General features: G+C 72.6%; 23 protein-coding genes and 1 riboswitch. Of the genes, 7 read left to right on the top strand and 16 right to left on the bottom strand.

The annotated features are described in order from the left end of the window. Positions 1–13 precede the first annotated feature (13 nt). The 3 genes from ACFU5F_RS15125 to ACFU5F_RS15115 form a co-directional block, all read right to left on the bottom strand. On the bottom strand, positions 14–883 hold the full coding sequence (locus ACFU5F_RS15125; protein ID WP_383886954.1) for a YihY/virulence factor BrkB family protein: 870 nt from the start codon (positions 881–883) through the stop codon (positions 14–16). 109 nt (positions 884–992) lie between these two features. After that, complete coding sequence (locus tag ACFU5F_RS15120; protein WP_383886952.1) at positions 993–1,934, bottom strand: decaprenyl-phosphate phosphoribosyltransferase; 942 nt, start codon at positions 1,932–1,934, stop codon at positions 993–995. Next, the gene (locus ACFU5F_RS15115; RefSeq protein WP_383886950.1) at positions 1,927–2,469 is read right to left on the bottom strand and encodes a phosphatase PAP2 family protein; all 543 of its coding nucleotides are present in this window, start codon (positions 2,467–2,469) and stop codon (positions 1,927–1,929) included. Before ACFU5F_RS15115 ends, ACFU5F_RS15120 begins: the two co-directional genes overlap by 8 nt. Before the next feature lie 143 nt (positions 2,470–2,612). Between ACFU5F_RS15115 and ACFU5F_RS15110 the strand changes: the two genes are divergently transcribed. Both ACFU5F_RS15110 and ACFU5F_RS15105 read left to right on the top strand, forming a co-directional pair. After that, positions 2,613–4,103 carry an FAD-binding protein gene (locus tag ACFU5F_RS15110; protein WP_383886948.1) on the top strand — a complete coding sequence of 497 codons (1,491 nt, stop codon included), beginning with the start codon at positions 2,613–2,615 and terminating at the stop codon, positions 4,101–4,103. 51 nt (positions 4,104–4,154) lie between these two features. Beyond that, on the top strand, positions 4,155–4,910 hold the full coding sequence (locus ACFU5F_RS15105; protein WP_383886946.1) for a decaprenylphospho-beta-D-erythro-pentofuranosid-2-ulose 2-reductase: 756 nt from the start codon (positions 4,155–4,157) through the stop codon (positions 4,908–4,910). 161 nt (positions 4,911–5,071) lie between these two features. Here ACFU5F_RS15105 and ACFU5F_RS15100 read toward each other — a convergent pair whose 3' ends face one another. Beyond that, the gene (locus ACFU5F_RS15100) at positions 5,072–5,671 is read right to left on the bottom strand and encodes a 2'-5' RNA ligase family protein (RefSeq protein WP_383886945.1); all 600 of its coding nucleotides are present in this window, start codon (positions 5,669–5,671) and stop codon (positions 5,072–5,074) included. A 182-nt stretch (positions 5,672–5,853) separates the two neighbouring features. Beyond that, on the bottom strand, positions 5,854–6,867 hold the full coding sequence (trpS, locus tag ACFU5F_RS15095) for a tryptophan--tRNA ligase (RefSeq protein ID WP_383886943.1): 1,014 nt from the start codon (positions 6,865–6,867) through the stop codon (positions 5,854–5,856). Between the two features lie 100 nt (positions 6,868–6,967). Here trpS and ACFU5F_RS15090 point away from each other — a divergent pair, with 100 nt between their 5' ends. From ACFU5F_RS15090 to ACFU5F_RS15080, 3 genes are all read left to right on the top strand, one after another. Then, a complete protein-coding gene (locus ACFU5F_RS15090; protein WP_383886941.1) occupies positions 6,968–7,588 on the top strand; it encodes an RNA polymerase sigma factor in 621 nt (206 codons plus the stop codon). Continuing rightward, positions 7,581–8,456 (top strand): hypothetical protein, encoded by an 876-nt coding sequence (locus ACFU5F_RS15085; protein ID WP_383886939.1) that lies wholly within the window; start codon positions 7,581–7,583, stop codon positions 8,454–8,456. The genes ACFU5F_RS15090 and ACFU5F_RS15085 overlap by 8 nt, the downstream gene beginning before the upstream one ends. Positions 8,457–8,820: 364 nt before the next feature. After that, positions 8,821–9,411: a hypothetical protein gene (locus ACFU5F_RS15080; RefSeq protein ID WP_383886937.1), complete on the top strand. Its 591-nt coding sequence runs from the start codon at positions 8,821–8,823 to the stop codon at positions 9,409–9,411. A gap of 16 nt (positions 9,412–9,427) precedes the next feature. Here ACFU5F_RS15080 and ACFU5F_RS15075 read toward each other — a convergent pair whose 3' ends face one another. The 8 genes from ACFU5F_RS15075 to ACFU5F_RS15040 form a co-directional block, all read right to left on the bottom strand. Continuing rightward, the gene (locus ACFU5F_RS15075; protein ID WP_383886935.1) at positions 9,428–10,876 is read right to left on the bottom strand and encodes a glycine hydroxymethyltransferase; all 1,449 of its coding nucleotides are present in this window, start codon (positions 10,874–10,876) and stop codon (positions 9,428–9,430) included. Positions 10,877–10,907: 31 nt separating this feature from the next. After that, positions 10,908–10,996: riboswitch (ZMP/ZTP riboswitch) on the bottom strand. An 82-nt stretch (positions 10,997–11,078) separates the two neighbouring features. Next, a complete protein-coding gene (locus ACFU5F_RS15070; protein WP_383886933.1) occupies positions 11,079–12,263 on the bottom strand; it encodes a glutathionylspermidine synthase family protein in 1,185 nt (394 codons plus the stop codon). A 21-nt stretch (positions 12,264–12,284) separates the two neighbouring features. Continuing rightward, positions 12,285–12,680 (bottom strand): hypothetical protein, encoded by a 396-nt coding sequence (locus ACFU5F_RS15065; protein ID WP_383886931.1) that lies wholly within the window; start codon positions 12,678–12,680, stop codon positions 12,285–12,287. A gap of 384 nt (positions 12,681–13,064) precedes the next feature. After that, entirely contained in the window at positions 13,065–13,790 is a 726-nt protein-coding gene (locus ACFU5F_RS15060; RefSeq protein WP_383886929.1) for a hypothetical protein, read from the bottom strand. Between the two features lie 337 nt (positions 13,791–14,127). Then, complete coding sequence (locus tag ACFU5F_RS15055; protein ID WP_383886927.1) at positions 14,128–15,117, bottom strand: malate dehydrogenase; 990 nt, start codon at positions 15,115–15,117, stop codon at positions 14,128–14,130. 546 nt (positions 15,118–15,663) lie between these two features. Then, positions 15,664–16,986: a DUF2690 domain-containing protein gene (locus ACFU5F_RS15050; RefSeq protein WP_383886925.1), complete on the bottom strand. Its 1,323-nt coding sequence runs from the start codon at positions 16,984–16,986 to the stop codon at positions 15,664–15,666. Positions 16,987–17,633: 647 nt separating this feature from the next. Next, positions 17,634–18,185, bottom strand: coding sequence for a DUF3017 domain-containing protein (locus ACFU5F_RS15045; protein ID WP_383886923.1), 552 nt, complete (start codon positions 18,183–18,185; stop codon positions 17,634–17,636). 559 nt (positions 18,186–18,744) lie between these two features. Then, the gene (locus tag ACFU5F_RS15040) at positions 18,745–19,599 is read right to left on the bottom strand and encodes a bifunctional methylenetetrahydrofolate dehydrogenase/methenyltetrahydrofolate cyclohydrolase (RefSeq protein WP_318812646.1); all 855 of its coding nucleotides are present in this window, start codon (positions 19,597–19,599) and stop codon (positions 18,745–18,747) included. A gap of 376 nt (positions 19,600–19,975) precedes the next feature. Here ACFU5F_RS15040 and ACFU5F_RS15035 point away from each other — a divergent pair, with 376 nt between their 5' ends. Continuing rightward, entirely contained in the window at positions 19,976–20,554 is a 579-nt protein-coding gene (locus tag ACFU5F_RS15035) for a hypothetical protein (protein ID WP_383886921.1), read from the top strand. Between the two features lie 138 nt (positions 20,555–20,692). Here the strand turns inward: ACFU5F_RS15035 and ACFU5F_RS15030 are convergent, their stop codons facing one another. The 3 genes from ACFU5F_RS15030 to purN all read right to left on the bottom strand — a co-directional run bounded on the left by ACFU5F_RS15030 (position 20,693) and on the right by purN (position 23,507). Further along, the gene (locus ACFU5F_RS15030) at positions 20,693–21,058 is read right to left on the bottom strand and encodes a hypothetical protein (RefSeq protein ID WP_383886919.1); all 366 of its coding nucleotides are present in this window, start codon (positions 21,056–21,058) and stop codon (positions 20,693–20,695) included. 215 nt (positions 21,059–21,273) lie between these two features. Continuing rightward, positions 21,274–22,881, bottom strand: a complete 1,608-nt coding sequence (gene purH / locus ACFU5F_RS15025) for a bifunctional phosphoribosylaminoimidazolecarboxamide formyltransferase/IMP cyclohydrolase (RefSeq protein ID WP_383886917.1) — start codon at positions 22,879–22,881, stop codon at positions 21,274–21,276. Further along, positions 22,878–23,507: a phosphoribosylglycinamide formyltransferase gene (gene purN, locus ACFU5F_RS15020; protein ID WP_059078984.1), complete on the bottom strand. Its 630-nt coding sequence runs from the start codon at positions 23,505–23,507 to the stop codon at positions 22,878–22,880. The genes purH and purN overlap by 4 nt, the downstream gene beginning before the upstream one ends. A 458-nt stretch (positions 23,508–23,965) precedes the next feature. On the opposite strand from purN, the gene ACFU5F_RS15015 reads away from it, so the two are divergent. Beyond that, the gene (locus tag ACFU5F_RS15015; protein WP_383886915.1) at positions 23,966–24,742 is read left to right on the top strand and encodes a hypothetical protein; all 777 of its coding nucleotides are present in this window, start codon (positions 23,966–23,968) and stop codon (positions 24,740–24,742) included. Positions 24,743–24,795: the final 53 nt, after the last annotated feature.

The raw sequence follows: 24,795 nt of genomic DNA, 5'->3' as shown, positions 1-24,795 counted from the left end.
GCCCCCGCGCCCCTCAGTCCTGCGGCACCGGTGCTTCCTTGCCGTTCTCCGCCGTCCAGGCCGCGCAGTACAGCAGGAGCTTGGTGGTGAAGTTGATCCAGAGGAGCAGGGCGATGGGCACGCCGAAGGCGCCGTACATGCTCTTCGAGGCGATGCCCTGCATATAGCCGCTGAGCAGCAGCTTCAGGAGTTCGAAGCCCACGGCTCCTATGAGGGCGGCCACGACGAGACGGCGGCGGGGCGGGTGGACGCCGGGGAGCAGGGTGAGGACGTAGAGGAGGAGCAGGAAGTCGGCGAGGACGGCGACGGCGAACGCGGCGACGCGCAGGAGGATGCCGCCCCAGCCGTCGCGGTCGATGCCGAGCTGGTCGGCGAATCGCCCGACGGCCCAGGACGCGGCGGTGGAGGCGGCCAGGGAGACGAGGACCGCGCCGCCGAGACCGACCAGGACCCCCGTGTCCTTGGTCTTGGCGAGGACGGGGTTCTCGTCGGGGTCCGGCTTCTCCCAGACCGCGCGCAGACAGCCGCGCATCTCGCCGACCCAGCCGATGCCGGTGAACAGCAGCAGCGCGCCGGCGATGACCCCGACCGTGCCGGCGTTCTCGACGAGGCCGGCGATGTCGAGCTGGTCGGAGATGCCGGGCACCTGCTCGGCGAGCCGGTCCTCCAGGTCCTGCTGCCTGTCCTTGCCGAGGGTCGCGGCGGCGATGGCGGCGACCACGGTCAGCAGCGGGAACAGGGCCAGGAAGCTGATGAAGGTCATCGCCGCGGCCAGCCGGGTCCACTTCACCCGGTCCAGCCGCTCGTACGACCGCCACGCGTGCGTGGTCATCAGACGCTCCGCCAGGGGGCCGACCCCGGGAAGCTTTTTCAGCCAGTCCATGATCCGAACTCTGCCCCACTCGTCGCCGACCGATGCCGGGTACCCCCGTACCGGCCCGCTCAGCCGCTCCGGCCCTCACCACCCGGCGCGGTCGCGGGGGCGGCCGACGTCACCAGTCCGCCACCGCCAGCCCGTACATCGTGAGCCAGACCGCCGCGATGAGGGTGAGGGCGCGGTCGTGCAGGACGACGTCCTCGGGCTCGCCCGCCGTGCCCCGGTCGGCGAAGACGGCGTAGCGCAGGACGGCCAGGACGAAGGCGACCATGGACAGCTGACGCCAGGGCAGGACTCCGGCGGACGGGACGCCGCCCTCCTCCATGGCCCACAGGCAGTAGCCGAGCACGGCGACCCCGGCTGCCAACTGCCAGACGAACCGCAGGTATCCGGTCGTGTACTCGGTGAGCAGCGCCCGGGTGGCGCCGGGCCGGTCGGCCATCTGCACGGCCTCCGAGTAGCGCTTGGCCGCGACCATGAACAGCGCGCCGAACCCGGTGGTGATCAGGAACCAGCGCGACAGCGGGATGTCCAGCGCCGGCCCGCCGGCCATCGCCCGCATCAGGAACCCGGTCGTGACGACCGCCAGATCGACGACCAGGACGTGCTTGAGGCTGAGGCAGTAGGCGAGTTGGAGGACGAGGTACGCGGCCAGCAGCGCGCAGGTGTACGGCGAGCAGAGCCATGCGGCGGCCAGGGGCGCGAGGACGGCCAGGGCGCCGCCGACGCCGTACGCGAGCGGTACGGGCACCTGCCCGGCGGCGACCGGGCGGTGGCGCTTGACCGGGTGCGCGCGGTCGGCCTCGACGTCCCGGGCGTCGTTCACCAGGTACACGGCGGCGGCGCAGGCCGTGAAGAGGACGAAGACGAGCGGGAGCCGGGTGAGCGCACGTGGGGTGAGCAGTTCCCCGGCGGCCGCGGGCGCCGCGACGACCAGGATGTTCTTGATCCATTGGCGGGGGCGGGCCGTGCGCAGGAGCCCGAGGGCGAGACCTGCCCTCGGGGGCGCCTGCCCCGGCGTGGTCCGCCGGTCCAGGAGAACGGTGCGCTCAGCCACGGCCGTTCACCACCCAGCGTGCGCCCAGCCGTGCGGTGAGCACCCCGAGGGCCACGCCCGCCGCCACGTCCGACGGGTAGTGCACACCGGCCACCAGCCGGGAGAGGCACATCGCGGCGGCGAGCGGGGCCGTGGCGGCCAGCACGAGGCGGGCCCCGGGGGCCCCGTGGGCGACGACGGCGACCGCCGCCGCCGCCGAACTGGCGTGCGAGCTGGGGAAGGAGTGCTGTCCGGCCGTGCGCACCAGGGGCCGGACCCGCGCGGGGCGCGGCCGCCGTACGACTCTCTTGACCCCCATGCTGGCCAGGTGCGCCCCGGCGGTCAGTGCCGTGCCGCGCAGCCACACACCGCGCCGCTCCCGGTCGACGGCGGCGCCCGCCAGCCCGCCCGCGAGCCAGAGCAGTCCGTGTTCACCGGCCTGGGACAGTCCGCGCGCAACGGCCGCGACGCGCGGGTCCGCGCCCCGGGCGTGCAGCCCGGAGAGCAACCGCCGGTCCAGGCCGCGCACGCCGTCGACGACGTCAACTTCATCCATGTGATGCCACTCTTCTAGGTGGCAGTCCCGGAGCTGCGGCAATCTAGAACGACATCCCATTAATCACCCATTTCGGTGAGGCGGCAGAGCGGCCGGGCCGACGCGCCCGGTTCCTCCGCGTCCACGGCGATACGGTCGCGGGCATGCCAGCCGACGCCGCCGCAACCCCTCCGGCTCCCCCGGCCCCCGGCCCCGGCCGCACCGAGCCCGTCACGGGCTGGGGCCGCACCGCCCCGACCGCCGCCCGTCTGGTCCGCCCGCGGACGTACGACGAGGCCGCGGCCGCCGTACGGGCGTGCGGGGCGCGCGGGGGGATCGCCCGAGGGCTGGGCCGGGCGTACGGGGACGCGGCGCAGAACGCGGGCGGGACCGTCCTCGACATGACCGGACTCGACCGGGTCCGCGCCGTCGACGCGGACGGCGGCACGGTCCTGTGCGACGCGGGCGTCTCGCTGCACCGGCTGATGGAGGTGCTTCTCCCCCTGGGCTGGTTCGTGCCGGTGACCCCCGGGACCCGCCAGGTGACCGTGGGCGGCGCCGTCGCGGCCGACATCCACGGCAAGAACCACCACGTCTCGGGGTCGTTCGCCCGGCATGTCCTGTCCCTCGAACTGCTGACGGCGGACGGTGAGATCCGCACGGCCGTCCCCGGCACCCCCCTCTTCGACGCCACGGCCGGCGGCATGGGCCTGACCGGCGTCATCCTCACCGCGACCGTACGGCTCCTGCCCGTCGAGACGTCCTGGATGTCCGTCGACACCGAACGCGCCGGCGACCTCGACGACCTCCTCTCCCGCCTGACGGCCGGCGACCGCCACCACCGCTACTCCGTCGCCTGGATCGACCTGCTCGCCAGGGGCGCGTCGACGGGGCGCGCGGTCCTCACCCGCGGCGACCACGCGCCCCTGGAAGCGCTGGAGCGGCCGAACCGGCCGTCCACGCGCGCGCGTGCGGGGCTGCTGTCGTCCCCGCGCGCGCGTACCGGGCTTCTCTCCGGCAGGGGCGCCCTCCGCCGGGACGCGTCCACCGCCGGTCCGCTGGAATTCCGGCCCCGCCGACTGCCGGCGGCCCCCGCCCACGTTCCGGAAGGACTCCTCGGCCGTACGGCCGTGAGCCTGTTCAACGAACTCTGGTACCGCAGGGCCCCGCACTCCCGCACCGGCGAACTCCAGCGCATCTCCACCTTCTTCCACCCCCTCGACGGGGTCCCGCACTGGAACCGGATCTACGGCAGGTCCGGCTTCGTGCAGTACCAGTTCGTCGTCGGACACGGCCGCGAGGAGGCCCTGCGCCGGATCGTGCGCCGGATCTCCGCGCGCCGCTGCTCCTCCTTCCTCGCCGTGCTGAAGCGGTTCGGCGAGGGTGACCCCGGCTGGCTGTCCTTCCCGATGCCCGGCTGGACCCTCGCCCTGGACATCCCGGCGGGCCTGCCCGGCCTCGGCACCTTCCTGGACACGCTCGACGAGGAGGTCGCGGCCGCCGGCGGCCGCGTCTACCTGGCCAAGGACGCCCGCATGCGTCCCGAACTGCTGGCCGCCATGTACCCCCGGCTGCCCGAGTTCCGCGCCCTGCGGCGGGAGTTGGACCCGGGCGGCGTCTTCGTCTCGGACCTGGCCCGCCGCCTGGGCCTGTGAGCGCCCAGGACGCCATGGAACCCCCTGTCCCCCACACACCCAGGAGCTGTCATGAAGGACGCCTTCGGCACCCCCCAGTCCCTGCTGATCCTCGGCGGCACGTCGGACATCGCGCTCGCCACGGCCCGCCGGCTGATCGCCCGCCGCACCCGCACGGTGTGGCTGGCGGGACGCCCCTCCCAGGACCTGGAGAACGCGGCCGCCCACCTGCGCGGCCTCGGCGCGCAGACGCACACCGTCACCTTCGACGCACTCGACCCCGAGTCCCACGAGGCGGTCCTCGGCAAGGTCTTCGCCGAGGGCGACATCGACATGGTCCTCCTCGCCTTCGGCGTACTCGGTGACCAGGCCAACGACGAGCGCGACCCGGTGGCGGCCGCGCGTGTCGCCCAGACCAACTACACGGGTGCCGTGTCGTCCGCGCTGGTGTGCGGGCGGGCGCTCCAGGCGCAGGGCCACGGCTCCCTGGTCGTCCTGTCGTCCGTCGCCGCCGAGCGCGCCCGCCGCTCCAACTTCATCTACGGCTCCAGCAAGGCCGGCCTGGACACCTTCACCCAGGGCCTCGGCGACGCCCTGCACGGCACCGGCGCCCACGTCATGCTCGTGCGCCCCGGCTTCGTCCGTACGAGCATGACGGCGGGCCGCCCGGATTCCCCTCTCGCGACGACCCCGGAAGCGGTCGCCGCGGCCATCGAACTGGGCCTGCGCCGACGCTCGGAAACGGTCTGGGTCCCGGGTTCGCTGCGCTTGGTGATGACGGCCCTGAGGCACGTACCGCGGGCGGTCTTCCGCCGCCTGCCGCTGTAGCCGTAGAGCCGTAGAGCCGTAGAGCTGAGTAACCGTAGAGCCGTAGTCGGTAGAGCTGGGGCTTTCGGAGCTCCGGATCGGGAGCGCCCCGCCGGGGGCGCGGGGAACGGAGCGAGCGACCCCCCACCCGCCCGCAGCCGCCAGGAACCCTGACTCCCGAGCTAGGAGGCGCCCGGTCCTCCGAGCGGCAGCGTCACCGTGTCGCCCACCGGCGCCCCCGCCTGCGGCGGCACGACGGACCCGCCGAACGCGAACTCCCGCAGCTTGCGCCAGACCCCGTCGGAGCCCTGCTCGTAGAGCGCGAACCCGGTGCAGGGCCACTGCGCCTCGTACCCGGCGAGCTCCTCGAACGCCCGGTCCATCGCCTCCTCGGCGATGCCGTGCGCCACGGTGACGTGCGGGTGGTACGGGAAGTTCAGCTCGCGCGCCACCGGCCCCGAGGCGTCCCGGACCTGCTTCTGCAGCCAGGTGCAGGCTTCGGCTCCCTCGGCGATCCGCACGAACACGACGGGCGACAGCGGCCGGAACGTACCCGTGCCGGACAGCCGCATCGGGAAGGGCCGGCCTGCCGCCGCGACCTCGGTGAGATGCGTCTCGATCGCCGGCACCCTGCTGCCGTCGACCTCGGTCGGCGGCAGCAGGGTGACATGCGTGGGGATGCCGTGAGCCGCGGCGTCGCCGAAGCCCGCGCGCAGCTGCTGGAGCTGGCTGCCGTGGGGCTCCGGGACCGCGATCGACACACCGATCGTTACGGTCCCCACGTCGTCTCCTGTCGTCGTGTTCAAGCGGGTTGTCGTGTTCCTGCGGGGCGCACTCCGTCGCACCGGCTATCGACTGTACGGCCACGGCGGTGTTCCGGGCAGGCGCAGCGGGAGTGATGTGCGGCGCTGTCGGTGGTGCGACGGGTGGTGCGGTCGGCGCTCGGGGGCCGAGGTCGTGCGGCTCAGTGCTTGGCGGGCAGGAAGCCGACCTTGTCGTACGCCTGGGCGAGCGTCTCCGCCGCGACGGCGCGCGCCTTCTCGGCTCCCTTGGCCAGGATCGAGTCGAGCGTCTCCGGGTCGTCCAGATACTGCTGGGTGCGCTCCCGGAAAGGCGTCACGAACTCGACCATGACCTCGGCGAGGTCCGTCTTGAGCGCACCGTAGCCCTTTCCGGCGTACTTCTGCTCAAGTTCCGCGATACCCGCCCCGGTGAGGGTCGAGTAGATGGTGAGCAGGTTGCTGACACCCGGCTTCTCGGCGGCGTCGTAGCGGATCACCGTGTCGGTGTCGGTGACCGCGCTCTTGACCTTCTTGGCGGTGGCCTTCGGGTCGTCGAGCAGGTTGATCAGCCCCTTGGGGGTCGACGCCGACTTGCTCATCTTGATCGCCGGGTCCTGAAGGTCGTAGATCTTCGCCGTCTCCTTCAGGATGTACGGCTTCGGGATCGTGAACGTCCCGCCGAAGCGGCCGTTGAAGCGCTCGGCGAGGTCACGGGTGAGCTCGATGTGCTGACGCTGGTCCTCGCCGACCGGCACCTCGTTCGCCTGGTACAGCAGGATGTCCGCGACCTGGAGGATCGGGTACGTGAAGAGGCCGACGCTCGCACGGTCGGCGCCCTGCTTGGCGGACTTGTCCTTGAACTGGGTCATGCGGGAGGCCTCGCCGAAGCCGGTCAGGCAGTTCATGACCCACGCGAGCTGGGCGTGCTCGGGCACGTGGCTCTGCACGAAGAGGGTGCAGCGCTCCGGGTCGAGACCGGCGGCGAGCAGCTGCGCGACGGCGAGCCGGGTGTTGGCGCGCAGGTCCGCGGGGTCCTGCGCGATGGTGATCGCGTGCAGGTCGACGACCATGTAGAACGCGTCGTGGGACTCCTGCAGGGCCACCCACTGGCGGACGGCGCCGAGGTAGTTGCCGAGGTGGAACGAGCCGGCGGTGGGCTGGATGCCGGAGAGCACGCGGGGTCGGTCAGAGGCCATGCTCCCCATTCTCTCAGGTGTCCGGGGCCGTTCCGGAACCGACCGGAAACAGATGTGACACGGGTGGGAACCGATCCGGTCCGGGCGGTGTACCCATGATGTGAGAACGCGGGAGGGGGGCCGCATCGTCGATGAGGCCGCGGTGATCGCACGCGTACGCGCCGGGGAGCCGGAGGCGTACGCGGAGCTGGTGCGCGCCCATACGGGCATCGCGCTGCGGGCGGCCCGGGCGCTCGGCGCCGGTGCGGACGCGGAGGATGTGGTGCAGCAGGCGTTCTTCAAGGCGTACTGCTCACTGGGCCGCTTCCGGGACGGCTCCGGGTTTCGGCCGTGGCTGCTGTCGATCGTGGCCAATGAGACGAGGAACACAGTGCGGACAGCGGGGCGCCAGCGGTCCCTGGCCGACCGCGAGGCGACGTTCGCCGAGGCCGAGCCGTTGATACCGGCCTCGGCCGACCCCGCGGTCGCGGCTCTGGCGATAGAGCGGCGTGTGGCGCTGCTGGGCGCCCTGGAGAAGCTGAGCGAGGAACACCGGCTGGTCGTCACGTACCGCTATCTGCTGGAGATGGACGAGCCGGAGACGGCGGCGGCCCTCGGCTGGCCCCGGGGCACGGTGAAGTCCCGTCTGAGCCGGGCACTGCGCAGGCTGGGCCGTCTGCTGCCGGAGTTCGAGCCGGGCGAGGCCCTGGGACAGGCGGGAGGGGGTGAGGGACGTGGGTGAGCCGGACCGGCCGTCCGGGAGCGGGGGCCCGGGGCGGGAGCGTGAGGGCGGCGGCACGGGGAGCGAGGGGCGTGATGTCCGGCTGCCCGAGGAGTTGCGGGCGCTCGGCAGGGGGCTGGACCGGCCGGGGGCCGACGGGGACGAGACCATGGTCGAGCGGGTGCTGCGGCAGATCATCGCCGAGCAGGTGCCGACCCCGGTGGCCGAGCCGCCGGGCGCCGGTGAGCGGCTGCGGGCGGTGCGCCGGTGGGCCGGGGCGCGTCGGCGGGCGCTGACGGCCGCCCTGTGCGGGCTGCTCACGGTGCTCGTCCTCACCCCTCCGGTACGGGCGGCTGTGGCCGACTGGTTCGGCTTCGGCGGGGTCGAGGTGCGGTACGACCCGTCGGCGACGCCCGCGCCGGGGGTGGGGACGCCAGGCTGCCCCGACCCGGTCCCGCTCGCCGAGGCGGGGCGGCGGGCGGGGTTCGCACCTCTCGTGCCGGATGCGCTGGGCGACCCGGACGCGGTGTCCGTGACGCGTGCGCCGAAGGGCCGCTTCGTGATCAGCCTCTGCTGGCAGGAGCAGGGACACACGGTCCGGCTCGACGAGTACGCGGCCCGGCTGGCACCGGGGTACGGCAAGACCGTGGCGGGTGAGCGGGCCGTCGAGTGGGTGCAGCTGGGCGGGGGCGCCTACGACGCCCTGTGGTTCCCGGACCCGCACCTCCTGCGTTTCTGGATGACCTCCGAGGACGGCTCCCGCTTCACGCGCTCCGAGCGCACGGCGGGGCCCACCCTGCTGTGGGTCCACGGCGGCGCGTACACGCTGCGGCTGGAGGGCGTGGCGTCGAAGGACCGGGCGCGGAAGATCGCGGAGTCGCTGGACTGACCGGTCCCGTCGAGGCTGGACAGATCGGTCCCGTCGAAGTGGGAACCCCGGCGGTTCGAGCGGTGTACCAGAAGTGACACCGCGCGTGCGGAGGGACCGCACCGGGATCGATCGGGGGTGTCGGATGCGTGGACCGCGACGACTGGCGGCGGTGACGGGAGCGTTACTGGCCGCTCTGGCCCTGCTCGTGCTGGGGGCGCCGCCCGCGGCGGCGGGCGGCCCGACCAGCGTGGGGGGGGTGCGGGGGGGTTTCGGGCCCGATCGGCCCGGGCCGGTGGGGGGGGCCCCCCCGGGGGGGGGGGGGGCCCCCACCCGCGTGGGGGGGGTATCACACCCCCCCCCCACGACGGCTTCGCTCTACGGCATGGGGAAGCGGTACGACCTCTTGGTGCGGCTCCTGGTGCCGGTCGGCTCGGCACTCGACGGGAACCGGGAGAAGGCTCCGGACTGGGGACCGGAGGACACCTGGGGAGAGCAGGTCGGCGACATGGTCACCGTGATGTGGCTGAGCCATGAAAGGCCCTGGCGGGTGGACCGGCTGTATCTGTCGGCTCCCGACACCAAGGACGTCTGGATCCACACGGACGTGGAGACGGCGGAGGACACCGCCGCGTCGGGCGACGGTGTCTGGCACAAGGCGAAGGAGTCGGAGGAACTGCGCGCGCTGCTGCGAGGTCTCGGGGTCCTGGGCGAGACCTCCGGCGCCGCGGGGCTGGGCGCGGCCTCGGCCGAGGAGCTCACCGGGGTCGGGGCCGACCCCGGCGAGACGGCCGCCGGCGCACGGGCCGCGGCGGACGCACCCGATCCGGCCGAGCAGGCCCGCTGGGCGATACCCGCCCTGGCCCTGGGGCTGGTCGTCGGCTCCGGGGGAGCCACGCTCCTGCTGCGCCGCGTGGCGGCCCGGCACGGGTCCGGACCGCCGCGAGGGCCCCGTCAGGAGCTGCTGGACGCCTGACGGGCCTGCGGCAGGGTCAGCCGAGGTCGATCTCCGGGTACAGCGGGAAGCCGGCGACGAGGTCGGTGGCGCGGCGGGAGATCTCGTCGGCGACCTTCGCGTCGAGGACGTGCTGGGCCTTGGAGGGGGCGCCCGACTTGGTGGTGCCCGACTCCGTGGTGGTCAGGACGCGGTCGATGAGGCCGGCGACCTCGTCCATCTCGGCGGTGCCCAGACCACGTGTGGTCAGCGCGGGCGTGCCGATGCGGATGCCGGAGGTGTACCAGGCGCCGTTCGGGTCGGCCGGGATGGCGTTGCGGTTGGTGACGATGCCGGAGTCGAGCAGCGCGGCCTCGGCCTGGCGGCCGGTGAGACCGTAGGAGGTGGCGACGTCGATCAGGTTGAGGTGGTTGTCGGTGCCGCCGGTGACCAGGGTGGCGCCCCGGCGCGTCAGGCCCTCGGCGAGGGCGCGGGAGTTGTCGACGATGCGCTGCGCGTAGTCCTGGAAGGCGGGCTGCCGGGCCTCGGCGAGGGCGACGGCCTTGGCGGCCATGACGTGCGGGAGGGGGCCGCCGAGGACCATCGGGCAACCGCGGTCGACCTGGTCCTTGAGGGAGTCGTCGCACAGGACCATGCCACCGCGCGGGCCGCGCAGGGACTTGTGGGTGGTCGTGGTGACGATCTGGGCGTGCGGTACCGGGTCGAAGTCGCCGGTGAGGACCTTGCCGGCGACGAGGCCCGCGAAGTGCGCCATGTCCACCATCAGCGTGGCGCCGACCTCGTCGGCGATCTCACGCATGATCCGGAAGTTCACGAGGCGGGGGTAGGCGGAGTAGCCGGCGACGATGATCAGCGGCTTGAAGTCCCGGGCGGTGGCGCGCAGGGCCTCGTAGTCGATGAGGCCCGTGGCGGGGTCGGTGCCGTAGGAGCGCTGGTCGAACATCTTGCCGGAGATGTTGGGGCGGAAGCCGTGGGTGAGGTGGCCGCCGGCGTCCAGGGACATACCGAGCATGCGCTGGTTGCCGAAGGCCTGGCGGAGTTCGGCCCAGTCGGCCTCGGAGAGGTCGTTGACCTGGCGGGCGCCGGTCTTCTCCAGGAAGGGAGCCTCGACTCGGTCGGCAAGGACGGACCAGAAGGCGACGAGGTTGGCGTCGATGCCGGAGTGCGGCTGGACGTAGGCGTGGCGGGCGCCGAAGAGTTCCCTGGCGTGCTCGGCGGCGAGGGACTCGACGGTGTCGACGTTGCGGCAGCCGGCGTAGAAGCGGCGGCCGACGGTGCCCTCGGCGTACTTGTCACTGAACCAGTTGCCCATGGCCAGGAGGGTGGCCGGGGAGGCGTAGTTCTCGGAGGCGATCAGCTTGAGCATCTCGCGCTGGTCGCTGACCTCCTGGCCGATGGCGTCGGCCACGCGCGGCTCGACGGCGCGGATCACATCGAGGGCGGCACGGAAGGCGGTGGACTCGTGGGAGAGGGGCTCGGCTGACATGGGGACCTCCGGACGTTGCGTTCAGCGTTCACGGTACGGCCCAGGCGCACGGCACTCATCTTTCCCGGGCCGCTCCCCGATGGTCCGTCCCATCCCAGCGCGCCAGTCACGGCCCGCCGGTCACCCTATCGGGCGCCGTGGACGCCCGGGCCCGGGCGTCCACCATACGAACGACGGCGGGAGGCGGAGGAGAACGCGGACGTCAGAGGATCACGTGGGGCAGAAAACGGGCGTACTCGTCGGTGACCAGTCCCGAGGACTCACGGATGCCGAGGCCCGCCGACTCGTCCTCGACGACCCAGGCGCCGAGGACGACATGGTTGCCGTCGAAGTCCGGGAGGGGTGCCAACTCCTGGTAGCAGCAGGGCTCGTCGCGGAGGGCGGGGGCGGTGCCCGCCGGGTGGACGGTGACGCCGGCTCCCTCGCGGCCCAGGAGGGGTTTGGCGACGTAGCCGGTGGTGACGGCCAGTTCGCGGGGGCCGTCGAGATAGGCGGGGAGGAGGTTCGGATGGCCGGGGTACAGCTCCCAGAGGACGGCGAGGAGGGCCTTGTTGCTGAGGAGCATCTTCCAGGCGGGTTCGATCCACATCGTGGTCCCGGTGCCACCGCCGTTGTCGAGGGTGGCGAGGACGTGGGGGGCGAAGCGGTCGGTGGTGAGCCACTCCCAGGGGTAGAGCTTGAAGATGCTGCGGATGAAGCGGAGCTTCTTGTCGACGAAACGGTCCGCGAGGCGGTCCCAGCCGATGTCCTCCATGGAGATCCAGTCGGTGTCCAGGCCGGCCTGTTCGGCGGTCTCCTTCAGATAGGCGACCGTCATCAGGTCCTCGCCCAGTTCGTCGCCGGCGGAGTGCGCGAAGTACAGGGGGCTGCCCGGCGGGAGGAGGCGGGACTGCTTCTTCCAGGCGTCGACGAGGCGTTCGTGGAGGGAGTTCCACTGGTCGGCGCCCGGGAAGCGCTCCTCCATCCAGAACCACTGGGGGCCGGCCGCCTCGACGAGCGAGGTCGGGGTGTCGGCGTTGTACTCCAGCAGCTTGGCGGGACCGGTCCCGTCGTGGCGGAGGTCGAAGCGGCCGTACACGGAGGGCAGTTCGGCCCGGCGACGCCATGCCTCGGCGACGAGGCCGACGAGGCGGGGATCGGTGATGCCGAGGTCGGCGAAGCGGTCGTGCTCGACGATGTGGGCGGCCGCCGCCAGGCACATGGCGTGCAGTTCCTCGACGACCCCCTCCAGTGCCTCGACCTCGGGGAGCGAGAAGACGTAGTAGGCGCTCTCGTCCCAGTACGGGCGCAGGGAGTCGTCGGGGTAGCGGGTCAGCGGGTAGATGAGCCCCTGTTCCTCGACGGTCTCCTGCCAGCCGGGCCGGGGTGCGATGGTGCGGCGTTCCATGGTTCTGTCCCGTCCGCCGGGTCAGCCGCCGCTGGAGCCGGAGCCGTCGCCGTCTCCCGAGCAGCCGAAGCCGTCCCGGTCGACGGCCTCGCTGCGGCTGAAGGTGCCGTCCTCGGCCCGGCCGCCGCTGACGTCCGCGTCGTAGTACCAGGCGGCGTCGGCCGAACCGGCCTGCTTCCGGTTGCCGCTGCTGTTGCTCTTGCTGTTCTTGCTGTTCTTGCCGTACGACGACGAGCCGGAGCCCGTGTTGCAGTTCCTGTCCGCGATGATCTTGTAGCCGTTGGCGTAGTCGTAGCTGTCGCGGTCCACGCAACGGCGGTCCGGATCGGATCCGCAGGAGGTCAGGGCCGCCGCGACGACCCCCATCCCCCCGAGTACGACCGTGCTGGACCGCAGCCGCCTGCGCTGCTCTCCCATGTGTGCTCCCCCGTCGGGCCGGTGGCCCCTGCTGTGTCGCGGCCGGTCGGCGATGCGGTGCGCGTGACCAGCCACTGCCTTATGTGCGCTTTATCGGCGCTCAGACTAGTGATCGGATCGCCGGAGGGGCCAACCGGGACCGGCTCCGGTCGCGGCTGCGGGGAGGACTCCCGCTCCGCGCCCGGGGAGTCGGACCCGGTCGCGGCCTGCGCGCCGGGCCCGGCACCACCGGACGGCCGATCCCGCGCACCTGACAGCCCCGGCCGCGCCCCCACAACGGCCGTCCCGGTGGCGCTGGACGATGGCCCTGGCCGTGGCCCGCCGAGGGACCCCGCTCGGCCCGGCGTCGCGCGGGGTCGGTCCGGGGTCGGCGGAGGCTCGTGCTCAGCCCCGTACACAGGTCGCGCCCGTCGGGCAGAGGGACGTGGTCACCATGGTGACCGGTTCGCGGAGTTCGTCGAGGGGGGTCGGCTCGGGGGCGCTGAGGCGGACTCCGTAGATCTTGTCGTCGGCCGTGCGGAAGCGGTGGTCGATGACCTGACGGGGGCCCAGATCGCCCTCGCCGTCGAAGCGGTAGACGACCTCGGAGTAGCTGTCGTCGTCGGCCGCCGAGCGGTCGAGGGCGCGATAGCCGGGGAGGCGGGCGAAACCGTAGTTCTCGTTCTCCGCCAGGTCCATGGACTCGGCGGGGCTCCCCTCGCTGACCAGGAAGAGCTGGAGGACCCGGGTGCCGTCCGGGGAGTCGTAGGTCACGACGGTGGGTTTGTCCGTGGGGGTCTTCGCGGTGCGTTTCCAGCCGGAGGGGACCTCGACGGTGAAGCCGGCCGGATCGTCGGAGCGGACATAGCCGGGGGTGCCGCCCGGGTCGGAGTCCGCTGCCGACTGCTTCGGTGTGGCCGAGGCGGTGCCCCCGTCGTCCTGCGGGCCCGCGGCCGGGACGGAGGGCGGAGCCGACGGGGAACTGCTCGCGGAGGTCGCCCGGGTCGGGCCGTCGTCGTCCCGGGACAGGGTCCACACCCCGAAGCCGACACCACCACCGAGGAGCGCCGCGAGGACGACCGCGACGGCCACACGGGGCCCCGGGCCGCCGTGCCCGGGGTCGTCGTCCACCCAGCGTCCTTGGTGCGGATCCCACCTCGTCATGCTGCCCCCTGGGTCGTGTCGTTCACCTTCGCGTCGTCGCCCGCAGGGCGGCCGCACGGCGTCAGGTGCGTGCTCTCGACGTGCCGGGCGGAGGACCACGTACGGACGGATGTGACGGGGCCGTTGCCCGGCGCGGCGAGCGTGTGCACGGCGTCGCGAGGCGGACGGGAAGGTGACGACCGGGCCTGGCCGCCGACGTTCTCACGACATGCGCGCACCGACGATAGCGGCGTACACGCCGAACAGGCCCCGTCTCGGCCGAAACCGGGACAGGGCCTGCCAGAGCACGCTATAAGACGTCGGCTCAGATGAGGCCGAGCGCGCGAACCGCCTCACGCTCCTCCGCCAGCTCCTGGACCGAGGCGTCGATACGGGCGCGGGAGAAGTCGTTGATCTCCAGGCCCTGGACGATCTCGTACTTGCCGTCCTTGACAGTGACGGGGAAGGAGGAGATGAGGCCCTCGGCCACGCCGTAGGAACCGTCGGACGGGATGCCCATGGAGGCCCAGTCGCCCTCGGCGGTGCCGTTGACCCAGGTGTGGATGTGGTCGATGGCGGCATTGGCGGCGGACGCGGCCGACGAGGCTCCGCGGGCCTCGATGATGGCGGCGCCGCGCTTGGCGACGGTCGGGATGAAGTCCTCGGCGAGCCACTTCTCGTCGTTGACGACCTCGGCGGCGTTCTTGCCGGCGACCGTGGCGTGGAAGATGTCCGGGTACTGGGTCGCCGAGTGGTTGCCCCAGATCGTGAGCCGCTGGATCTCGGAGACCGGGACGCCGGTCTTCTTCGACAGCTGGGTCAGCGCGCGGTTGTGGTCCAGGCGGGTCATCGCGGTGAAGCGCTCCGCCGGGACGTCCGGCGCGGCGGCCTGGGCGATGAGGGCGTTGGTGTTGGCCGGGTTGCCGACGACGAGGACCTTGATGTCGTCCGCGGCGTTGTCGTTGATGGCCTTGCCCTGCGGCTTGAAGATGCCGCCGTTGGCCTCCAGCAGGTCACCGCGCTCCATGCCCTTGGTGCGGGGGCGGGCGCCCACGAGCAGACCGACGTTGGCGCCGTCGAAGGCGACGTTGGGGTCGTCCGTGATGTCGATGCCCTGGAGGAGCGGGAAGGCGCAGTCGTCGAGCTCCATGGCGGTGCCCTCGGCGGCCTTGAGCGCCGGGGTGATCTCCAGCAGGCGGAGCTTGACCGGCACGTCCGCGCCGAGCAGCTGGCCGGAGGCGATGCGGAAGAGCAGGGCGTAACCGATCTGGCCGGCCGCGCCGGTGACGGTGACGTTCACGGGAGTGCGGGTCATGGCGTTCTCCGTATGACAGCTGGCGGTGGGGCGTCCCTGCCCCTGTGGGACGTACTGCGTACTACGTACTGACGTACAAATGATCGATCTCTTGGCATCAAGAGAGATCGGTGGTCAGGCTATCGCGCATCCGGGATCCCGGACGGCCGGGGTTCGTGTGGCCCAGCCCACAGGGCCTTGCGTGTCGGCGCACACGGAGAGGGTGGCACGAAAAGGCGGCCGCCGGTCCGGGGGGAGGGACCGGGCGACCGCCTTTGTGGGGGCGCCGGGCCAGGAGGGATGGGGGGATCCTCTCCCGGACGCACCGGACTCCCGTGGGGGTACTGTCCACATGCCCCGGAGTTCGGCGCGCATTCCCTTTATTCCGCAACTACTTCTACGGACGGAGCGACTACGGGGCGTCACGCCCCCGGCGGCGGGTGGACCTTCCGTCACGCCGCCCCGTGCGGCCCGAGGGGGAGGGGCGCGCAGATCCCCCTCGACTCACCGTCTCCACCACCTCGCGCCGCCCTCCGTTCCCGCGACCGGGCCGGCTCCTCCGCCCCGCTACCCCGTGCAGCCCTTCTGGCCCGACGCCAGCGTCGCGCAGGCCGTGGCCTCGCCCGCGTCCTTCACGTTGATCATCAGCGTGTAGGCGATGTTGTCGCCGGCCGCCTCGATGGCGGCGCTCTGCCTGGTCATGCCCGCCGCGACCTGGACCTCGTCGCCCTGGGCGGCACCGGTGATACGGGCCCAGGCGGCCTGACAGGTCCTGCTGTAACGGACCTCGACCCGCGCTGTGCCCACCGTGGCCTCATCGGCGGTCCGCACGAGGTCGCCGATGCATCCCATGGTCTCCGGATCCTTGCCCTCGCAGTCCTTGCCGCTGCACTTCACTCCGGCCGGGAGGTCGGGGTTCGTACCGGTCGAGGTAGCCGCAGAGCTGGGCGGCTTGCCCTCCGCCTGGTCCTTCCCGTCACCGTTGGTGAGGAAGTAGGCCCCCGCGATCAGGACGAGCCCTCCGACGGCTCCCGCGAGGAACATGGGCATGCGCCGCTTCGGCCGGGCATCGCCGCCCTCGGACCGGCCCCCGCCCGGCGGCGGCCCGAACACACCGGACGGCGCCGAGGCACCGCCGGAGACCTGGGCACCGGCACCGGCGACCTGTGCACCGCCCGTACCGCGCAGCGAGGACGCCGACGACACCGGGGCCGACCCCAGGTCCGACCCCAGGTCCGAGCCCGAGGCAGCGTAGTCCGACGAGGACCGCCCCCCGGCCAGGCCCGCCCGCGACGCGGCCGAGGACGAGGGTGAGGGCGACGAGGTGGACGGTGAGGACGTCGAGGGTGTGGTGCCCCAGCTGATGCGTGACGCGCCCGCGGAGGCCGCTCCCCCGCCGTACGGCGGGCGCGAGGCACGGTCGCCGGCCGAGGAGCGCGGCTGCACCGGCACCGACGGCACGACGCCCGCCGGGCCCGCGACGCCCGGCGTCGCGGTCGCGCTCCGGCCGCCCCTGCCGTTCCCGCCGCTCTTGACGGTGGACTGGCCACCCGTCTCGCCCAGGGCGGCACGCGCCTGGGAGATACGGATCGCCTCCATGGTCATGTCGTGGCGCATCTCCGAGCGGCTCCAGGCGCGCTCGGCCAGCTCCCACATGGTGGCCAGGTGGACGGGATCGGTGCCGGTCACCTCGGCCAGCGCGACGATCGCCCCTTTCGGCGCGAGCAGTCTTCCGTTGAGATAGCGCTCCCAGGACGTCTTGCTGTAGCCCGTGCGGTCGGCCACCGCTGCGATGCTCAGTCCACCGCGGTCGACGAGCCGGCGCAGCTGACCCGCGAACTCCCTGACCTGTGGATCGAGTTCATCGGGCAAGGCCCTCCAACGAGGCATTTCTTCCCCCCTCTTCCCCCCGTACGGATCTCCGTACGACTCTGAACTTTCCCCCCGTGCCCGCTGTTCGCGCGCCGTGCATGGTGCCCTCGCTGAATCCTGGTCCGGGACCTGGTCCGGGGCCTCTTCACGCCCCGTTCTGGCCTACCCACTGGGATGCGCCCGTCCGGGATCTCAGTTCCCAGGAAAGGGGCGCGCAGGAGCATTTCGGGCAGGAGCGCGCGCCGCGCGCGCCCCCCCGCACCGTCAGCGATCCAGTGTCCCACCGGCCACCCGGATTTCCGGGCGGAATCACAGGACTGCACACGAGACCTCCCGGACCACCTCAAATGCTCACATCAGTCCTGTTCTTGAACGCTCAGGGGCCGAATTCTTGAACGTGTGCGTCAGTGATCGCGCCCCGCGCCCCCGCTTCCTTCCGAGTGCGTCTGCGTCGCCGGGTGCGGACACCTCGGCGGAATGGTCACTTCCGTGCCACAGCGGGCTGACAGGTGTTGAACGGAGCGTTCGCCGCGCGGGAACGTGGAGCGCGACGGCGGTCCGTCCTTACTCGGGGGAGGGGACGGACCGCCGTCGTCCGCACACGGGCACGGGGGTTCGGTGCACGGGAGTTTGGTGCGCGGAATTCCGAGAAGGGGCGGAGCCCCTCAGCCCGCCTCGTCGCCCACCGTGAAGTGCAGGGTGTCCTTGAGGAACGGGATCTCCAGCAGCGGCCTGGGCTGGGCCATCAGCGCGAGGAGCACGATGGCGGTACCCAGGAAGATGTACGTGGCCATGTCCGTGAAGCGGGAGCGGACGGCGAGCATGCCGACATCCCGGACGGCCCAGCGCAGCACCGCGCCGCCGAGCAGCGCGGCCCCGATCAGGATCGTGCCGGCCCTGAACGCGTCCAGCGCGGTGAGCAGCAGCCCGAGCGCCACGGTGGACAGCACGGCGAGGATCGGCCACTGGCGCACGGGAGCGGGCGCCTCGCGGGGCGCCGCCCGGCCACCGCCCTCGGGCCGCGCGGTGTCCTTGGTGAACATCGGGAACCGCCGGGTGCCCCGAACGGGCTTCCCGTCGGCGTCGGGAACGCTGATGTGATCACGAACCTCGATCTCATCCACGGCCCCGGCAGGCCCGGCCGTCCCGGTCGCCTCGGCCGTCCCGGTCGCCTCCGCTGTTCCTGCCGTCCCGGTCGTCCTCGCGGTCTTCGCCATGTGCACCCTCTCCGGTGCCGCAGCCCCGTCTGTCGTCGTCCCGGACCGGCCCGCGGTCCTCGGTCCGTCCGCCGTGTCCCCGGACCCACCGTCGGCCGAAGCCCGGGGCCGTTCGGCCTTGCCTGACGACACGGCCGCCGTCTCCGAAGCTCGCGCCGCGTCCGAAGCTCGCGCCGCTCCCGGCGTCCCGGCCGCCGCCGAGGCCCGGGAGACCCGGGAGGTCCGGGGAGCGTCCGCCCGCGCCGGACTCACCGACTCCTCCGCCCCACCGGACGCCTCCGCCCCACCGGACGCCTCCGACATTACGGCCGGTGGACGCGGCGGACGTACGCCCGCCGTCTCCGCAGCTCCCGTCGCCTTCGCCGCTTCCGCCCCGCCCCCTGAACGCCCGTCCGGCGCGCCCGAAGCCGACGGTTCCGCCGGCCCCTCGGTCGTTCCCGGGCGTGGCCGCCTCGCGGACGCCCCCGGCTTCCCCGACGCCCCGGAGGTCTCCGCCGCTCCGGGCGCGCCGGACGCCCCCGCCCCCCGCGGCTCCCCGGAAACGCCCTCGGCCCCGCCGTCAGCCGGCACTGCGCTCCGCCGCCTCCACCACGTTGACGAGCAGTTGTGCGCGGGTCATCGGGCCGACGCCGCCGGGGTTGGGGGAGATCCAGCCGGCGACCTCCGCGACACCCGGGTGGACATCGCCGACGATCTTGCCCTCGGCGGAGCGGGAGACGCCGACGTCGAGGACGGCGGCGCCCGGCTTCACGTCCTCGGGCCGGATCAGGTGGGCGGAACCGGCGGCGGCGACGATGATGTCCGCCTTCCGCAGGTGCGCGGCCAGGTCACGCGTGCCGGTGTGGCACTGGGTCACCGTGGCGTTCTCGCTGCGCCGGGTGAGCAGCAGCGGCATCGGACGCCCGATCGTCACCCCACGCCCGACGACCACGACCTCGGCGCCCTTGATCTCGACGCCGTACTGGCGGAGGAGGGTGAGGACGCCGTTCGGGGTGCAGGGCAGCGGGGCGGGCTCGTTGAGGACGAGGCGCCCGAGGTTCATCGGGTGCAGACCGTCCGCGTCCTTGTCGGGGTCCATCAGTTCGAGGATGCGGTTCTCGTCGATGCCCTTGGGCAGCGGGAGCTGGACGATGTAACCGGTGCAGGCGGGATCCTCGTTGAGTTCCCGGACCACCGCCTCGATCTCCTCCTGGGTCGCGGTCGCGGGCAGTTCACGCTGGATGGACGCGATGCCGACCTGCGCGCAGTCGCGGTGCTTGCCGGCGACGTACTTCTGGCTGCCGGGGTCTTCACCGACCAGGATCGTGCCGAGTCCGGGCGTGACGCCCTTCTCCTTCAGCACCGCCACGCGGGCGGTCAGATCGGACTTGATCGCGGCTGCGGTGGCCTTGCCATCGAGAATCTGGGCGCTCATGGCCCCAATCTTCGCGGATGACCGGCGCCGGGTTCCAATCCGGTCATCCGACGGACGCCCTCCGCCCGCTTCCGGACGCGGGACGGACCGTGCATGACAGACCCGTCAGGCGCTCCCTCGGCCACCTCGGCGGTTGCTTGGGCGGTTGTTCGGGAGGTTACGCGGGCGGTTGCTCGGGCACCCGGGTCGACAAGATCGGATGTGTTGCACTTGCACAACACCCGCTGAATCTCCCTGGACATCCGAGCGGGCATATAAAACGATTGGGACACAGTGCCGCGGGCACTGCCGGGGGGCGTGACCATTTCAAAAGATCCAGGGCATTCCTCCGAACCGTGCCGCGCGTCCCCGCACCAGGCAACGGAGGAAACCCCGCATGAGCTTCGGCGACCCGAACAACCCGTACGGCCAGCCCCAGCAGCAGCCGCCCGCCCAGGGTTACGGCTACCCGCAGCAGACCCCGCCCCAGCAGCCGGGCTACGGCTACCCGACCGCCCCGCCGGTCTCCCAGGGGTACGGCGGCTACCCGAACGCACCCGAGACCATGCCCAGCACGGTGAACGCGGCCCGCATCATGCTGTGGGTGATCGTCGGCCTCCAGGTGGTCGGCGTCCTGCTCTACGCCATCGCCGCGATCGCGGTGTCCGCGGCGAGCGACAGCGCCGAGGACCCGGCCCTCGCCGAGGCACTCGGCAACATCCCCACCGGCCAGATGGTGGCGATCGCCATCTTCGCGGCGGCCTGGCTCGGCTACGCGGTCACGATGGCCGTGAAGTTCAAGTCCGGCGGCAACGGTGTACGCGTGGCCACCCTGGTCTTCGGCATCATCACCGCGATCCTCGGCATCTTCCCGTTCCTGCTGATCGGCCTGGTCCACCTGGTGCTGGGCATCCTGATCGCGGTCTTCGTCGGCAACGCCAACGGCAAGGCGTGGTTCAACCGCCCGCGCTACTGAGCACGGCCGGGCGCCGGACGAGCACTGAGCACACTCGAAGGGCCGTGCCTCCCGAACTCGGGGGCACGGCCCTCGGTGCGTCTCCTTGCGGTACGTCGCCCTGCCGTGGGCCTTCTCCCGGTGTGCCACGCCGCGGTGTCACAGCGGGCAGAAGCCACCGCCCGCCGGCGACACGCGGCTCACCGCGTGGTCGTAGTCCTGCGTCTGGCCGGGCCCGAGCGGATAGCTCAGGCTGCCGCCGACGCAGTAGGGCGTGTTCGTGGCGTTGACGACCGCGGTGACCCGCAGGGCGGGGCTGTACGCGGCCCGGTCCCCCTCTCTCACCATGACCGGCTGGGAGCCGAGCAGCGGCTGGAGACACACGTACCCGCGGAGACAGGACACCACCGCCTCCTCCCCGGCGCCGCTCGCGGCCGCCGCGCCGCTCGTCCCCGTACCGAGCGCGACGGCGAGCACCGCGCCGACGGCCGCCGCCCGGCGTGACCGACCCGATCTGTTGCGCATGACCGACCCCCTGAGTCCCTGTCGATGGAACGGACCCCTCGACCCTCGCAGCGGAACGCCCGCCTCTGCACCGGGGTATCGGCCATTCCGCGACCTTCCGCCCCGGGCGCACGTTCCGCGGGGGCCCGGGACGCGGGCTCCCGCCCCGGGCGGACACGGCGAAGGGCCCGCCGGTGTGCCCGGCGGACCCTTCGTCCTACGACTCGTGGAGCGGCTCAGTGGAAGAAGTGCCGCGTCCCCGTGAAGTACATCGTCACGCCCGCCTTCCGCGCGGCCTCGACGACCAGCTCGTCACGGACCGAACCACCGGGCTGCACCACGGCCTTGACGCCGGCCGCGGTCAGGATCTCCAGCCCGTCCGGGAAGGGGAAGAACGCGTCGGAGGCGGCGTACGCGCCCCGCGCGCGCTCGGCACCGGCGCGCTCGACCGCGAGCTTGGCGGAGTCCACGCGGTTGACCTGCCCCATCCCGACACCCACCGAGGCGCCGTCCTTGGCCAGCAGGATCGCGTTGGACTTCACCGCGCGACAGGCCCTCCAGGCGAACGCCAGCTCGGCCAGTTCGTCGGCGGAGAGGGCGTCGCCGGTGGCGAGGGTCCAGTGGGCGGGGTCGTCACCGTCGGCCTGGAGCCGGTCGGTCACCTGCAGCAGCGCGCCGCCGTCGACGGGCTTGACCTCGACCGGGGCGGCGGGCGCGCCCGGTGCCTTCAGCACCCGGATGTTCTTCTTCTTCGCGAGGGCCTCCAGCGCGCCGTCCTCGTAGTCGGGCGCGACGATCACCTCGGTGAAGATCTCGGCGACCTGCTCGGCCATCTCCTTGGAGACCGGCCGGTTGACCGCGATCACCCCGCCGAACGCCGACAGCGGGTCGCAGGCGTGCGCCTTGCGGTGCGCCTCCGCGACGTCCGCGCCGACCGCGATCCCGCACGGGTTCGCGTGCTTGATGATCGCGACGGCGGGCGCGTCGTGGTCGTACGCGGCACGGCGCGCGGCGTCCGTGTCCGTGTAGTTGTTGTACGACATCTCCTTGCCGTGCAGCTGCTCGGCCTCGGCGAGGCCGCCGGTCCCGGAGACGTACAGCGCGGCCGGCTGGTGCGGGTTCTCGCCGTAGCGCAGGGTGTGCGCGCGCTCCCAGGTGGCCCCGAGGAAGTCGGGGAACTGCGAGTCGTCGACCGGCGCGTACGAGGACGCGAACCAGGAGGCCACGGCGACGTCGTACGCGGCCGTGTGCTGGAACGCCTCGGCGGCGAGCCGCTTGCGGGTGGTCAGGTCGAAACCGCCGTGCTGGACGGCCGCGAGCACGTCGGCGTACCGGGCGGGGCTGGTGACGACCGCGACGGAGGGGTGGTTCTTGGCGGCGGCGCGGACCATCGAGGGGCCGCCGATGTCGATCTGCTCGACGCACTCGTCGGGGGTGGCGCCGGAGGCGACCGTCTCCCGGAACGGGTAGAGGTTGACGACGACGAGGTCGAACGGCTCGACGCCCAGCTCGGCGAGCTGGTTCCGGTGGTCCTCCAGGCGCAGGTCGGCGAGGATACCGGCGTGCACCTTGGGGTGGAGGGTCTTGACCCGGCCGTCCAGGCACTCGGGGAAGCCGGTCAGCTCCTCGACCTTGGTGACGGGGACACCGGCGGCGGCGATACGCCCGGCGGTGGACCCGGTGGAGACGAGTTCGACGCCCGCCTCGTGCAGGCCGCGCGCGAGGTCTTCGAGGCCCGTCTTGTCGTAGACGCTGACGAGCGCGCGTCGGATGACCCGCTGGTCGCCCGCGCCGTTCCGGCCGCTCTGGCCGCTCTCGGCCGTGACAGTGCTGTCGGCGGTCACTGGATAACTACCTTTCGTCCCTCAATGCGATAGCCGTTGCGGGCGAGCCGCCCCACGACATCGACGAGCAGCCTTCGCTCGACTTCCTTGATGCGCTCGTGCAGAGCGCTCTCGTCGTCCTCGTCACGGACCTCCACCACGCCCTGCGCGATGATCGGTCCGGTGTCGACGCCGTCGTCGACGAAGTGGACGGTGCAGCCGGTGACCCGGGCGCCGTACGCGAGCGCGTCGCGGACCCCGTGGGCCCCCGGGAAACTGGGGAGGAGCGCCGGGTGGGTGTTGACGAACCGCCCACCGAACCGCGCCAGGAAACGCTTCCCCACGATCTTCATGAACCCGGCGGAGACGACGAGGTCCGGCTCGTACGCGGCGACGGCGTCGGCGAGCGCCGCGTCCCACTCGTCACGCGTCGCGTGGTCCTTGACCCGGCACACGAAGGTCGGCAGCCCGGCGCGCTCGGCGCGGGCGAGGCCCTCGATGCCACCGCGGTCGGCTCCGACGGCCACGATCTCGGCGCCGTAGGCCTCGACGCCGGCCGTGGCGATGGCGTCCAGCAGCGCCTGGAGGTTGGTGCCGGATCCGGAGACCAGCACGACGAGGCGCTTGGCCACGGGCTTGGCGGCCACGGTGGGGCCCTTTCTACGGGTTCTGCGGGGAACGTTCACGTCTGCCGACCGTGCACTTGTACCTTCGTACGAATGCTTCGGGTCCCCCGATACGGGGAAGTCTACGAAGCGGCCGACCGTCAGCAACGATACCGGCACACCGGACGGCCCCCGTGGGACGGGGGCGCGGCCGGGAGGTAGCGTCTGCCTGGAGTGGGCTCGGGAACGCGGTCGGTGTGTGGGGCGTTCAAGGAGTGACAGCTCATGCGCTACCAGTAGATTTCACCGCCGAGATCACCACTGGACACGACAGGGATCACGACCGGGCACCACCGGGACCACGACCGGACTCACCCGCCGGGTCCGGCGACCCAACGCCGGACAGCGGCTCCGGGTCCACCACCCCAGGCACCCGCCGGGCACCACCGGGCACACCACCGATGTCACGCCGTAACCACCAAGGGGAAGACGCACTCCTGATGCCGGACCGCAGTTTCCGCCTTTCTTCGCTCCTGCTGCGCGAGCGGAGTTCCTCGCCCACGCCTCCGCGCGAGAGCGAGGACACCCACGAGCAGTCCGGGCAGCCCGGGCGGGGCCAGGGCGCAGGCGCTTCGGACGACAACCCGTTCGCGCCGCCGCCCGAGGGCACGCCCGACCGGCCCTGGCAGCCGCGCCGGCCGGACGGCCGGGACGCCGACGACGGCTCGGGACGCGGTGGCGGCCACGCGCCGTGGGGCGGTCAGTGGAGCGACCGGCAGCCCGGCCGCTCGTCCGGCGGTCCCTTCGGGCAGCGGCCCGGCGGCCAGGGCGGGCCCGGCCAGGGCCCCGAGGGCGGTCCGGGCAGGGGACTGCGCTGGGACCCGACGGACCCCGCCCAGCGGCGCGCGCGGTACTCGCTGCTGTGCGGCATGTGGGCCTTCTTCTTCGCCCTCTTCGCCTGGCCCTACGTCGCCCTGCTGCTCGGCTCCCTTGCCGTGTACTGGGCCGTCAGCTCCCTGCGCGCCAAGCCCGGCAACCCGGACCCGGACCGGCCGGCGACCCCCGAGCCGAGCGGCCGGCCGCAGAGGACGGCGGCCATCAGCGGCCTGGTCACCTCCACGATCGCCCTCGCCATCGTCGCCGTCACCTTCTCGGCCCAGTTCGTGTACCGGGACTACTACACCTGCGTCAACGACTCCCTCACCACCACCTCCGCCCAGTCCTGCAAGGACCTTCTGCCGGAGGGCCTGGTGCGGGAGGTGCTGGGCGCGCAGTGACCGCGCGTCCCGGGCAGACAGGGTGAAGGCGCGCCGCCGGTGGTGACCGGCGG

Origin of the sequence: Streptomyces sp. NPDC057438, from assembly GCF_042802995.1 — a bacterium.
GTDB lineage: Bacteria > Actinomycetota > Actinomycetes > Streptomycetales > Streptomycetaceae > Streptomyces.
The sequence above is the reverse complement of the archived record's forward strand: the minus strand, read 5'-3'. Positions and strand labels throughout refer to the sequence as shown.